Here is a 12,869-nt window from a genome sequence, read left to right as displayed (position 1 = left end):
GGGCGTCACCGCACCGTCCCGGAGGCCGGTGCGGCGGCGGACCCGGCCGCGGGGCCGAGCAGGACCAGCTGGGTGGTCAGCCCGCCGCCGCCGCCGTCGTCGCTGCGGGTGAGGGACTGTTCGGTGATCGCCAGGCCACGGGACTCCAGGAACGCGCGGAACTCCCGGCTCGCCCATTCGCGGACGTGCGAGGTGTTGCGCGGCGGCCCGGGGTGGGCGGCGCCGGCGCGCAGTTCGCGGGCGGGCGTGGACAGCACGGCCGCCGGGGCGCCGCGGCGCAGCATCGAGCCGATGAGGTCCGCGGCGACCTCGGGACGCACCAGGTGCTCCAGCACGTCCGAGCAGATCACCACCGACCGCGCCAGCAGTTCGTCCGGGAGCGGGAGCGCGTCGCACGTCTCCAGGTCGGCCTCGAGCCACTCGCCGAAGCCGAGGTGGTCCCGGCACCAGGCGATGTTGGAGCCGATGTCGACGCCCACGTACGTCCACGCGGGCTGCTCGGCGTGGAGCGCGGCCAGCTTGCCGCCGCGGCCGCAGCCGAGGTCGATGACGGTGTCGCAGCCGTGCGCGGCGGCGACACCGGCCGCGAACGGGTAGACGTCGGGCTGCCAGACGATGCCGTCGTCGGTGACGTCGTCGAAGTACTCGGGGACGGAGTGCTGCCGGTAGCCCAGGGGCAGGAAGTACGCCTCGGGGTCCAGCGCGGGCTCAGCGGTCGGGTGAACGGCTACACCGTCTGTCGGCACAGGGATTCCTTCCGGAGTTCTTCGACCTTGGCCCAGGCGCGTCCGCTGCGGAGCACGTCCAGGGCCAGCTGGTATCCGTCGGACAGGTCGCGGGCGACACCGGCCGTGGTCAGCAGCAGGGCGCTGTTCAGGGCGATGAGGTGCCGGTGCTCGGAGCTGCCCTCGCCGGCGAGGGCGTCGAGGACCCAGCGGACCGCCTCCGCGGAGGAGCGGGGGGCGCGGACGGGGTGGCCGGGGGCGGGCAGTCCCCGGGACGCCAGGTCCCGCGGGCCGGCGACCTCCACCTCGCCCACCTCGCCGCGGGTCACCCGGCAGCTCAGCGACTGCTCGCCGAGGCCGAACTCGTCGCCGAAGTAGCCGTCGGCGTTGCCCGAGGCGACCACGAGCGCCTCCCGCACGCCGAAGCGGCGCAGCACGCGCGCGGAGAGGTCGACCGCGGGGTGGGCCAGGCCGTAGACCAGCACTCCGCCGCGCAGCCGGGGCGCGAGGGCGGCCAGGCCGAAGCTGAGCGGGTTGAGGACGTGGAACCGTCCTCCGTAGACCGAGTCGAACACGGGGATGCGGTCCTCGACGGGCACGAACGCCATGCCGGTGCGCCCGACCGCTTCGCGGATCTCCTCGTCCGTGCGGCTCTGGGGCAGGCCGAGGCTCTCCACGAGGTCCCTGGAACCCATGACGGACGAGGTGGCCCGTGACCCGATCTTGACGACGGAGGCGCCCGCGGCCGCCGCCACCAGGGCGCTCGAGGTCGAGATGTTGAAGGACTTGATGCCCTTCTTGCCGCTGCCCGCGAGGAGCAGCAGCCGTGAGCCGGGCGGTGGGGGCAGGTGCGTGGTGCCGTCGCCGTCGAGCGACAGGGCCGCGGTCAGCGCCTCGACGACCTCGTCCTCCGAGGGACCGCGGGCCATGAGTCCGCTCAGCAGGGCGGCCAGCAGGGTGTCGCGGGAGGTGCGGACGGGCACGGTGAACAGGTCCAGCATCGCCCGCCGGACGCTGTCCGCGGCGAGGGGCTGCCCCAGGCTGACGCGGTACAGGACCTCCCGCACGGACGGCGGTGGCGGCGGCTCGAAGTCCCCCGCGACGAGGGGCTCGTCCACCGTCACCACGTCGCTGCGATCACCCACCAGACGACACCTCCCCCGTCGTACGACCTGGCCGGACCCCGTGACTGTAGCAGTTGTGTCTATACAGTTGGTGAAACCGTCGTCCCCGTGTATTACTTGTCTATACACTAGTAGGGCGGGTCGGCTTGCGCAGGGACAGAGGCCGGTGGAGACCTGTCCCGCCGTCCGGCCCGGGCATCGGTGGCAGCGGAAGGGGGAGCCGTGGCAGTGCCGCCTCAGGGTGACGCTCCGCAGTACGGCGGAGCCGCCGGGCAGCAGCCCGGCGGACAGGCGCAGGGCGGCCGGCAGGTGCCGGCGCTGACGGAGGAGATGCTGCTCCGGGGCGGTGGCGGCGGGGGCGGCCGTTCGCGCGGCCCGTTCCGCCGCAAGAAGCCCGCTCAGCCGCCCGCCCCGCCCAACCCGTGGCTCGCCGCGGGCGGTCCGGCCCAGGGGCCGGCGGGCGACGGCGCCCCGGCGTCCCACCTGCCCTCGTCCCAGGTCGTCATGACGGAACGTCAGCTGACGGCGGGAGCGGCCGCCGAACAGTCCGGACCCGCCGCCGGGAACGGCGGCGACACGGGCGGTGGCGGCGGCGCCTCAGGCAAGGGCAAGAAGGGCGGCCGGTCCGAGGCCCCGGCCGGCAACGGCTGGTTCCACAACCCCTTCGCCAAGCCCAGGACGTCCTCGTCGGCCGCCGACCGCTCGAACGTCTCCTCCGCCCAGATGTGGGCGGGCCCGCGCCGCGGCATCCTGGTGCGGCGCCTGCTGGGCCTGTTCGGGATCCTCCTGCTGCTGTTCCTGTTCGTGAAGGTCAACGGCAAGGCGAGCAAGGCGCAGGTCGACGCCGCGGTGGACGCGCGGGTGAAGGCCTCGGCGGAGAACTTCCCGCGGGGCGCGGCCGTCCTGTGGGCGGCGCCGCTCGTCAAGATCTTCGCCGACTACGACACCGAGCACGCCGAGGAGCGCTCCCGCGCCCTCCAGCCGTACGCCATCAACGGGCTGGACCAGCAGCTCGGCTGGAACGGCCAGGGCCGGCAGACGGTCATCGACCTGGTGATGAGCGAGGACGTCGAGGTGTCCGGCAAGGACCGGGGAGTCGTCCGCGGCACCGTGCAGGTGCAGGACGGTTCCTGGCGGTGCGTGGCGGTGCCGGTGTACACGGTGCGGCGCGGCGGATCGACCGCCTTCGGGCTGACCGCGGCGCCGGTCTACGTGCCGTGCGCGGGGCTGACGTCGCCGCCGAAGGACGCCGGCGACCAGGCGTCCAACGACTCCGCGCTGGCGACGACCCTCAAGACGGAGCTGCTGCCGCCGTTCCTCGCCGCCTGGGCGCAGAGCGACACGGTGAACCTCGACCGCTACCTGCTCCCCGGCGCGGTCTCGTTCGGCCTCGGCGGCGCGTACACCGGTGCCGGCGAGGGCGGCCGGCCGACGGTCGAGACGGTCTACGTGCCGGTGGCGGGCAAGGGCCAGAACGCCGACCGCCGTACGGTCACCTTCACCACGACGCTGCTCAGCGTCGACGGCAAGGCGTCGCAGACCTCGATGTACCGGGTCGAGATCGTCAAGCGGAACAACCAGTGGTACTTCGCCTCGGACCCGGCGCCCACGGTCGGGTCGGTCGGCGGTGACCTGCTGCCGGACGTCCAGCCCTCCGAGGGCACGGGCGGCATGTACTCGCAGAGTCCCGCTCCTTACCCGAGTGCAACAACATCAACAGGCGTGCAACAGCCGAACGCCAGTGCATCCACGTCCTCTTGAGTGTCGTCTATACATAGTGAGTGAACGCGGGGGATGGCGTTCCCGACGGGGGAATCCGGATGCCGCATCCAACTTGTGTCTATACGATCGACTCGCGCGAGTACGTAGCTTCCTGCGCGCCAAGCAGAAGAGGAACAGGACATCCAAATGCTCAGCCACGCGCTCATGGCCAACGCGGCCGACATGGTCTACCTCGCGGACGCCAACCAGATCACGACCAAGACGAGCAACATCGGCAAGGCCATCCTGGCCGCCACGGTGGTCTTCGCCGTCGTCGCGGCCTTCTTCACCCAGGCCCAGCGCAAGTGGATGGTCGTCGTCACGATCCTGCTGATCGGCAGCTTCACCTTCATGATCGTCGACAGTCCGACCGCTCTGCTGGAGGACGGCGGCGGCTTCATCAAGGACAACGTCTGGGACCCGATCCTGAGTTCCTGATCCATCCGCCGGGCGGCCCGCGGGCCGCCCGGCGCAGTGTCGCGCGGTGAACCGACGGGAGGGGGAGGTGCGATGGGCGACGAGGCCGTGACCCTGCGGGACTACACCGAGGCGTTCAAGGTCAAGAAGGCGCTGCGCAAGGTCGGCAAGGCGAACATCCCGCTGAAGGAAGGGCTGTTCGTCGACGACATCAAGATCTTCGCGCTCACCCTCTTCGTGTGGGTCATGGCCTACAACATGATCCTCGCGCCGCCGATCAAGGTCGTGGCCCACCTGTTCGGGGCCGGCGCCCCGAAGGGCATCCCGTACCTCTTCGTGCTGTTCGTGCCGCCGGTCTTCGCGGTGGCCGCCTCCCGCCGCCCGATCCGGCACAACCTCGGCATCTTCGGGCTGGTGCGGGCGCAGGTCAGGGACTGGATGGACGACCCCGTGCACCGCAGGGGGGTGCCGGTGCGCAAGGGCCACGGCCCCGCGGCGTACCGCATCGTCCTCTGGCGCGCCCGGCCGGACCTGCTGCCGGGCCTCGCGCCCCGGATCCCCCTGCCGAACGGGTGGCGGACCGCACCGCCCGCGGGACCCCCCGAGGAACAGCGGCAGTCGACCAGCACACGGAAGGCCTGACAGGTGAAGAACGTCGTCTCCCGGCTCCTCCCGGACGGCTACCAGGCGCCGTCCCGCATCGGCTACCGGTACCTCGACGACCGGATCCTGCTGGACGCCGACGGGGCGTACACCCTGGTGAGCGTGCCCACCCGCAGCTGGGAGCTGATGAGCCCGCTCGACAAGAGGGCGGGCCTGGCCCAGGTGTACGCCGGGCTGTCCGGGCTGCCCCGGGGCGTGGCCCACCAGACCCGGCTGATCACCACCGAGTTCCCCTTCAACGCCGACACCTGGGCGCAGCGGCTGGACGAGCGCACCCAGCGCCAGGGCATCCCGGCGCCGGGCTGGCCCGGTCTGCTGGCCGACACCCGTGACCGGATCAACGACGCCGTCTGGCCGATCAAGCGGGTCTACCTCGTCGTCCGGCTCGGCGACCGGGCGGCGTACAACGGGGCCTGGGGCCGCGTGCAGCGCATGTGGGAGCAGATGCGCAAGCCGCTGGACCTCGACGACGAGATGCCGCCCCTCGACGAGATCGAGGTCTGGCACGACATGGCCGGCGACGTCCGCAACACCCTGGCCGGGTCCCCGCTGCGCTGCCGGCCGGTGGGCCGCCAGGAGGCGGAGCTGCTCCTGCTGCACCTGACGCATCCGGGCCTGCACGCGCCCGACCCGTCCGCCGTGCCGCCGCAGCGCTACGGTCCCGGCGAGCTCCAGGCGCTGTGCGGCGGCGAGGTGACGCGCGAGCCGCTCGGCCGGATCGGCAAGTACGAGTACAAGTGCCTGCGGCACGAGACCGTCACCGGCACCTCGTACCAGATCTGGTTCGCCTTCTCGCTCGGACCCGAGGAGGTCAGCTTCCCGGGCACGCTGTGGCTGCACCGCGCCGACGCGCTGCCGTTCCCCGTCGTGCAGTCGATCGGCTTCGAGATCCAGGAGCTGAACGACACCCGCAAGGACGCGGACAAGGCGCTGCGCAACGTCGAGGAACAGTTCTTCAACGACAAGGAAGCGGGCGTCGCCACCGACCTGACGTACCATCAGAAGCGTGAGCTGGCCACGCAGATGAAGTACATGGTCGACCACCACCGCACCCCGTTCGTCCGGATGCGGGCGCTGTTCGGCGTCGCCGACACCGACAAGGAACGGCTGCGGGAGAACGCCCGTGACTTCGTGCGGGCGATGCGCGAGGCCGGGTACACCATGGACGCGCCGCCCACGCACCAGAAGTTCTTCTTCTACGAGTCGCTGCCCGGCGGCCGCCCGCTCGACAGCGACTACATCCGGCGCGTGCCGCTGGACTACGTGGCCGCGGGCATGCCCCACATCTCGCCCTCGGTGGGCGACGGCGAGGGCCTGTACCAGGGGTACACGATCGGCGCCGGCGGCCAGCCCGCGGAGCCCGTCTTCGTCGACCACATGCTGTACGCGACGCAGTCGCAGGTCGCCCCGACCGAGGGCGTGCCCGGCGACCCCGGCGGCGGCAAGACCGTCAGCCGCGGCCTCAAGCCGGTCTGGGAGGACGCGCTGCGCGGCATCACCCAGGTGGTGTGGGACCCCAAGGGCGACTACCTGGTGCTGAAGAAGTACGCCGCCGACCTGGGCCTCAACCCCGACAAGATCATCTGTGTCAACGTCTACGACGCCGACCCCGGCATGCTGGACCCGGCCTCGCAGGCGGAGACGCCCGAGGACGCCGCGCAGCTGATGCGCGAGACGCTGCTGCGCCTCGTCCCCGACCTGCTGGCGGGCCAGCACGGAAGCGACTTCGGCGACGTGATCCGGCAGGCCGTGGGCGCCGCCGTCAACGAGGGCGGCGGCTCCACGTACCTGATGCGGGTGGTGGAGATCCTGGAGGCCTGGGAGAAGCTGCCGCCCTCGCCGTCCAACATCAACCAGGAGCGCTGCCGCCAGTTCTCCGGCCCGCCCGCCCGCCGCTACCGGGAGGTGTCCCGGACCAAGCTCGGCCAGCTGGTGTTCGGCCGGGCCCCGCGGCCGTTCCGCATCCCCGTCGGCTACACGGTGATCTTCTGCACGCTGGGCCTCCAGCTGCCGGACCCCGGCAAGCCGCCGGAGATGATGTCCGAGCGCGAGCTGCTCTCGGACGTGATCTCGGGCCTGATGGCGGACAACACCTGGAACATCATGGCGACCCTCGACCCGGCGATCCCCAAGTCGATCACCTGGGACGAGTGGCACACCAGCAAGGACAACCCGCGCGCCCGCACCCTGGTGGACCGCATCAAGCGCCTGGGCCGCTCCCGCAACACCTTCCTGCGGCTGATCTCGCAGTCCGCGGGCGACTTCGACTCCAGCTTCGTCACCGGTGTCTGGGCCTTCGGCACCACGTCGAAGGAGGAGGCGGTCAAGACCTGCGAGTTCCTCGGCGTCGAGGTCAACGACGCCAACGTCAACGCGGTCCTGTCGCTGAGCGGGGCCGGCAAGGGCGTGTGCGTCTTCAAGGACCGGGCGGGCAAACTCGCCCGCGTCAAGGTCGAGTTCATCCACGACTTCGTCCTCGACATCTTCGACACCAACCCGGAGAAGGACCCGGAGAAGATGACCCGCATCATCGCCGAGATCTTCGGCGAGGAGGCGGCGGGGGCGCGCCGGGAGATCGAGGCGAAGAAGGGGGCGGCCGGCGGTGAGGGCGCGGTGAACGAGGACGACGACCCGGTGCCGCCGGAGGCGCTGCTCGGGGTGTGAGCGGGGCCGCCCCCGGGGTGCCGGGGGCGGCCGAGGTCCTGGCTACTGCCCCGGGTCGTAGCTGAGGCGCGTGATGTGGCCCTTGGCGGCCTCCGTGCCGGGGCTGCCGATGGCCATGCCCGTGACCCACTTGCCCTGAGTGGTCTCGACCTTGAAGGTGAACTGGAATTGGTTGTCACCCGCGACGGTCTCGTCCCCGGCGTCGACGACCGTGAGCGTGTCCGGCAGAACCGTGTTGTCCAGCGTGATGCCGTTGAAGAACGCCTTCTTCTCGGCCGGGTCCATCTTGCCGGGGTAGACGACCGAGGCCCCGTCGGAGCCGCGGTTGGACCATCCCGGGGCGGTCGCGTCGCGGGGCGTGTAGATGAAGTCCTGGGTCCACAGCTCGGGGTCGTCCCGCATCCAGGAACGGTACGTGCCGTCCTCCGGCGTGCGCAGAGCGGTGAGGAGGTTGACCACCTGGAGGCGCCAGGGCGCCTTCTGGTACGGGTCGGCCGGCACGGACGGAGAGGCGGACGGCTTGTCCTCCTTGCCGGATCCGCCGTCGTCGCCGCTTCCGCAGCCGGCCAGGGCCAGCGCCGCCGTGGCGGCGATGACCGCAGCCTTGGTGTGCCTTGCCTTCAGCACGTTGTCTCCGTTTCGCGTTCGGGATTCGTTCGTACGGGCAGGGGGGCGGCCCGTGGACTCCGACTAGGCCCGCGGGTAGACGAGGCGCAGGATCACCGAGGCTCCGGACGAGGTGGTGTAGCCCTCCGCCTCGCCCGCGAGGGGGTCACCGCCGCCGCGCACCGGGACGGTGAAACGGAGCGTCCACTGCTCGTCCGCGCCGTCGGCCGAGACGACGGTGAGGCCGGAGGGGTCGATTCCGCCGTTGCGGGACACGGCCGCCAGCACCGTGCGCACGTCGGTCGCGGGCAGGTCGTGGTACGAGACGCGGGCGAGGCCGTCGGGACGGCCGCCTCCGGGGTCGCCGGGGGACAGCGGGGTGTAGGTCAGACCGTCGGTGTCGGCGGAGGAACCCGGGAACCAGCGGGTGCCGTCCTCGCGCACCGCGTCGGTCAGAAAGGCGACCAGTCCGGCTCGCCGGGCGTCGGAGGCCGGCGCCCCCGGAGTGGCGGAGGCCCCGACACCGGTCGGCTCGCCGGTGCCCGTCGGCACCGTCGGCATGCTGCGCCAGGTCAGGAACATGCCTCCGCCGACGAACAGCGCCATCAGGCCGAACACCCCGGCGAGGAAGAGAAGGACGGGCCTGGCACCGCGGCGCAGGTTGTCGAGCGCGCTCCGGTGGATCGACGGCGTCCCTCCGCGCCCGCCGCGGTCGTGCCCCATCCTCTGCCCCCTGCGCCCACGTGTGCCTCATACGAGCCTGAAACCACGCCAGTTGTGTCCGACCCGCGTGCTACCGTCTCTAGCGTATATACACATCGAGTGAAAGTCCTAGGAACCACGGGGGATCCTCATGGCTATCGCCTCGACTGCTGAGGCCCGCTCCAGGCTGACGTCCTTCCGTGACGTACCGGCTTCGAAGAGCCCTCGGCCCGGGCGTGCGCGACGTGCGCGGATGAGGGTCGTGAGGCGACGCGTGGCCGGAGTGCTGCTGGCACTGCTGTCGACGTTCACCCTGTGGTTCACGATGGCCACCCCCTCGTACGCCATCGCCGACGACATCGCCGCCATGTGCGGGCCCTTCGACGTACCGGCGCCGCAGGTCCGCGGCGGCGGCCTCGAGTCGTTCCTGGGCACCGACCAGGTGGACACGAGCGTCAAGGCGTCGGACATGGCCACGTACATACCGAAGTCCGACGAGTGGCCCTACAAGGGACCGAAGCCCTCGTACCACCGCTACGGCATGGCCGGTCTGGAGTGGCACGCGTTCGGCTGGAAGCCGGGCTGCTTCTCCATGAACCGCCTGGCCAACTTCCTGCCGAACAGCATCTTCAACCTCTCCAAGATCTTCGCGCTCTTCACGATGGCGCTGGTCGGCTGGTCCTTCGGCGAGGACCCGTTCAGCTTCCTCCAGGAACCCATCGCCAACGTCGCCGGCGCCATGTCGGACGTGGCGGCTCCGTTCCTCGGCCTGGTCGGCGCCCTCGGCGGGATCTACCTGGGCATGAAGAACCTCGGGCCGAACAGCAGAGTCACCGCCGTCTTCAAGGGCTTCGGCTGGATGCTCCTGATCGCCGGTCTCTTCTTCTGGTTCGAGGCCAATCCCACCGCGGCCGGATCGAAGATCAACAGCATCGTCGGCGAGGTGACGGCCACCGGCTACGAGTCCCTTGCCGAACTGCCCTCCACCGGGGGCGCCGACAACACCAGTCTGTGCAACAACCAGAAGGAGGCCGACGCGGCGTCCTGTGTCCAGGACGCCCTGTGGGTTCCGCTGGTGTACACGCCGTGGCTGTACGGCCAGGTGGGCAACGACTCCGATGCGGCGAACAAGTGGGGTCCGGCGATGCTGAACGCCCAGTTCATCGGTCTGACCGCCGAGGGCAAGATCGACGAGGACGGCATGAAGGTCCTCAGCGGCATCGTCCAGTGGAACGGCAACAGCGACGAGGTCGGCGAGGACTCCAAGTCCGGCGCCATGGCCTGGAACAAGCACTACGTCGACAAGGTGCCGTACCTGAAGCTGTGGGCCAACGACCTCTGCCACGAGAACAGCGACCACAACTTCCGCATGTGCTTCGGCGGCGAGGACAGCCAGGTCTGGCCGTGGGGCAAGGACACGCGGCAGGTCAAGCCCGAGGACGAGAACGTCATCAACATCGCCAGCGGCAACGACTTCACCGCCCGCCTCTCCGCCGCCGCGATGAGCGTGATGGGCGGCATCATCATCAACTCGTCGGTGTACTTCATCTGCGCGATGCTGCTGGCCGCCAAGCTCGGCGTCTTCACCCTGATGATCTTCGCGCCGTTCTACCTGCTGCTGGGCATCTTCCCCGGCCCCTCCAGGGTCGCGGCCATCAAGCTCGGCGAGCTGTTCCTGACCAACCTGTTCCGTCAGGTCGGCTGGGGTCTTGGCCTGGTGATCGTGACCTACATGGACACCCTCATCCTCGCCCCGGGCGGAGACCAGGGCTGGCTGCTGAAGATCCTCACCTGCGCGCTCATGACGGTGCTGCTCGGCGTCTACGCCAAGCCGGCGATGCGCGCCCTGTCCGGCATGGCCGTGGGCGACAAGAACGCGGGCGACGCCATCGTCGGCGTCGGATCCAACCTCGCCAAGCAGACGGCCCAACTGGCCGGCGCGGCCGGCCTGGCCGTCGCCACCGGCGGGGCCAGCGCGGTCGCGGGTGCCGCGGGCGCCTCCTCGGCCGCCGCGGCGGCCGGGCAGAAGGCCACGTTCGGGATGCGCATGCGTGGCGCGGGCCAGGGCGTGCTCAAGAACGCGCCGGGTCTCGGGCGGCGCACCCGCGCGGCGGCCGGCAGGTTCGGTGACGCCAAGGCGGCGGGCAAGGAGGGCTTCGAGAACCGCCAGGAGCGCGTGGAGGAGAGGGAGCGCAGCCGGGTGGCCGAGCAGAGCGAGGCGGTCCGCCAGGGCCTGCGGATGCAGCGCGCCCACAAGGCCGTCAAGCCCGCGCACGAGGCCGCGATGAGCGCGATCAAGGAGGAGCGCCGCCTGGGCAACACGGAGCGGGCGGACAGCATGGAGCGTGAGTACTTCGAGTCGATCCGCGACCCGCGCGGGATCCGGCACCCGGACGACCCGCTGCACCCGAACAACCTGCGCCGCAGCCCGAACGGCGGCGTGGACCCCGAACGCCGGGTCCGCCCGGTGTCCAGCGGCACCGACCTGATGCGCGAGGGCGGCCTGAACCACCAGAGCGCGGCCGCCAACCTGGACCGTGTCCTCGGCATGTACGACGGAGCGCAGAACATCGACCAGCACCACGCCGCCGGTGTCGCCCTGCGGGCGCTCCAGGTGCAGATCGACTCGGGAGGCCCGCACACCGAGGCGGCCCGCATGACCGCCGCGAACCTGGTCCAGCAGCACGGTCTGCCGGACCGGATCGACGCCGTCGGCCTGCCCGCCAACACGCCGATCCGGGTCGAGGTGGTCTCGCGGGTGGCCGGCGAGCTGTCGTCCGTGCCGCAGGACCTGAACGCGCCGCGTGACCGCATGGAGTTCCTCCAGCGTGTCGAGTCACTGGCCCAGGACATCCCGGTGGCCACCACGATGTCCACGGCGCTCAACGAGCTCCGTGGAGTCCTGGCCAACATGAAGGCACCCGCCGAGCAGGTCGAACAGGCGCTGCAGAACGTACGCCTGGCGGCCGGCATCGACGCCGGGGCGCGGAACGGGAGCGGGGGCGGTGCCGCATGAGCCACCGGGGCAGGAAGCTCGCCGCGCTCTTCATCACGCTGCTCGTCCTCGGACTCGTCCTCAACAACATCTCCAGCCGGACGCGCGCCGCACAGCAGGCGTCCGGCGCCGGGGCCGACCCCACCGCCCCGGTGGCCCGCCCCCTGTCCCCGCTCTACGTCCCCCGTCCCGCGTCGATGATCGACAGCGGGTACGCGGGCGCGCTGAGCGTCGAGTCGACTCCGCAGGACGTGGCGCGGGCTTTCGCGGGAGCGTACGTCAAGTACGACCCCCAGCAGACCTCGCCCGACTCCTTCGTCTCCGGACTGCCGCGGCTCGGCTCCGACGCCGCGTCCCGAGTGGGCGGACGGCTGCCGGACGACTGGGAGCAGCATCTGTCGAAGATCGGCGGAGAGGTCACCGTGACGTCCGTCAGCGATCCCGACCCGGCCGCGGAGGAGGACGGCACCGCCGAGGTCAGCGTGGTCATGAACACCGGCGAGGACTCCGGTCCGCTGCGGATGAACCTGGCACTGGAGCAGGACGAGATCGGCTGGGTCGTCACCTCGGTGACGCTGGAGGGGGAGTGAGGACGGTCGTGGCAGCGACGGCGAGGACGAATCCCGGGGCCGGCAGGAGCCGGACGAAGACCGTGGCCGCGGGCCGGGGCCAAGGCGTGAGCAAGGGCAAGGGCGCGGACAGGAAGAAGGACAAGGACACCGGCCCGGGCCCGAGCACGGGCGGCGGCAAGGGCAGGAACAGGGGGCCGGCCGGTGGCTCCGGCAAGGCTGTGGCCGGGACGGGGACGGGCCGGCGGTGGGGCCGGACGGCCTCCGCCGGATCCCTGCGCGTCATGGCACACCTGAAGGTGCTGTTCTCGTTCTTGATCTGGGTGACACTCATCCGCCAGCAGGCCTCGCTGATGGTGGACTGGCGGCTGTACTACGCCCAGGCGCTGGTCGCCTGCGCGGCGCTCGCCGTCGGCAGTGTCATGGTCGTGTACATGTACCCGCCGCGCACGGCGCGCTGGCGCACCGTCGCCTGGGCCTTCCTGGCCTCCTCGCTGAGCGGCGCCCTGGTCTACGCCGCCCTGGGCGGCCGGGCCGGGCTGCTCGGCGCGCTGTTCGGCGGGGCGCTGGTGCTGTGGGCGAGGGCCGAGGAACGCGGTCGGCGCGCCGTACGCCGGGTGCGGCAGGCGCGCCGTACGTGAAC

At 71.2% G+C, this 12,869-nt stretch carries 11 protein-coding genes; 7 read left to right on the top strand and 4 right to left on the bottom strand.

Annotated elements, in window-relative coordinates; genetic code table 11:
* Window positions 1-5 precede the first annotated feature (5 nt).
* Window positions 6-746: a class I SAM-dependent methyltransferase gene (locus ACH4F6_RS21690; protein WP_397961908.1), complete on the bottom strand. Its 741-nt coding sequence runs from the start codon at window positions 744-746 to the stop codon at window positions 6-8.
* Complete coding sequence (locus ACH4F6_RS21685; RefSeq protein WP_397961907.1) at window positions 728-1,870, bottom strand: hypothetical protein; 1,143 nt, start codon at window positions 1,868-1,870, stop codon at window positions 728-730. Before ACH4F6_RS21685 ends, ACH4F6_RS21690 begins: the two co-directional genes overlap by 19 nt.
* Window positions 1,871-2,071: 201 nt before the next feature.
* On the opposite strand from ACH4F6_RS21685, the gene ACH4F6_RS21680 reads away from it, so the two are divergent.
* From ACH4F6_RS21680 to ACH4F6_RS21665, 4 genes are all read left to right on the top strand, one after another.
* Window positions 2,072-3,610 (top strand): conjugal transfer protein, encoded by a 1,539-nt coding sequence (locus ACH4F6_RS21680; protein WP_397961906.1) that lies wholly within the window; start codon window positions 2,072-2,074, stop codon window positions 3,608-3,610.
* 147 nt (window positions 3,611-3,757) lie between these two features.
* Complete coding sequence (locus ACH4F6_RS21675) at window positions 3,758-4,048, top strand: TcpD family membrane protein (RefSeq protein WP_397961905.1); 291 nt, start codon at window positions 3,758-3,760, stop codon at window positions 4,046-4,048.
* A gap of 72 nt (window positions 4,049-4,120) precedes the next feature.
* On the top strand, window positions 4,121-4,669 hold the full coding sequence (locus tag ACH4F6_RS21670; protein WP_397961904.1) for a hypothetical protein: 549 nt from the start codon (window positions 4,121-4,123) through the stop codon (window positions 4,667-4,669).
* Window positions 4,670-4,672: 3 nt separating this feature from the next.
* A complete protein-coding gene (locus ACH4F6_RS21665; RefSeq protein ID WP_397961903.1) occupies window positions 4,673-7,354 on the top strand; it encodes an ATP-binding protein in 2,682 nt (893 codons plus the stop codon).
* Window positions 7,355-7,396: 42 nt separating this feature from the next.
* On the opposite strand, the gene ACH4F6_RS21660 is transcribed toward ACH4F6_RS21665, so the two are convergent.
* Together ACH4F6_RS21660 and ACH4F6_RS21655 are read right to left on the bottom strand one after the other, a co-directional pair.
* Complete coding sequence (locus ACH4F6_RS21660; RefSeq protein WP_397961902.1) at window positions 7,397-7,981, bottom strand: hypothetical protein; 585 nt, start codon at window positions 7,979-7,981, stop codon at window positions 7,397-7,399.
* A 63-nt stretch (window positions 7,982-8,044) separates the two neighbouring features.
* Window positions 8,045-8,683, bottom strand: a complete 639-nt coding sequence (locus tag ACH4F6_RS21655; RefSeq protein ID WP_397961901.1) for a hypothetical protein — start codon at window positions 8,681-8,683, stop codon at window positions 8,045-8,047.
* Between the two features lie 241 nt (window positions 8,684-8,924).
* Here ACH4F6_RS21655 and ACH4F6_RS21650 point away from each other — a divergent pair, with 241 nt between their 5' ends.
* The 3 genes from ACH4F6_RS21650 (at window position 8,925) to ACH4F6_RS21640 (ending at window position 12,867) form a co-directional block, all read left to right on the top strand.
* Complete coding sequence (locus ACH4F6_RS21650; protein ID WP_397961900.1) at window positions 8,925-11,678, top strand: hypothetical protein; 2,754 nt, start codon at window positions 8,925-8,927, stop codon at window positions 11,676-11,678.
* Window positions 11,675-12,247 (top strand): hypothetical protein, encoded by a 573-nt coding sequence (locus ACH4F6_RS21645; protein WP_397961899.1) that lies wholly within the window; start codon window positions 11,675-11,677, stop codon window positions 12,245-12,247. Before ACH4F6_RS21650 ends, ACH4F6_RS21645 begins: the two co-directional genes overlap by 4 nt.
* Before the next feature lie 86 nt (window positions 12,248-12,333).
* A complete protein-coding gene (locus tag ACH4F6_RS21640) occupies window positions 12,334-12,867 on the top strand; it encodes a hypothetical protein (protein WP_397961898.1) in 534 nt (177 codons plus the stop codon).
* The last annotated feature ends 2 nt before the right edge of the window (window positions 12,868-12,869 follow it).

It is taken from the genome of Streptomyces sp. NPDC017936, assembly GCF_044328485.1.
Classification (GTDB): Bacteria; Actinomycetota; Actinomycetes; order Streptomycetales; family Streptomycetaceae; genus Streptomyces.
The sequence above is the reverse complement of the archived record's forward strand: the minus strand, read 5'-3'. Positions and strand labels throughout refer to the sequence as shown.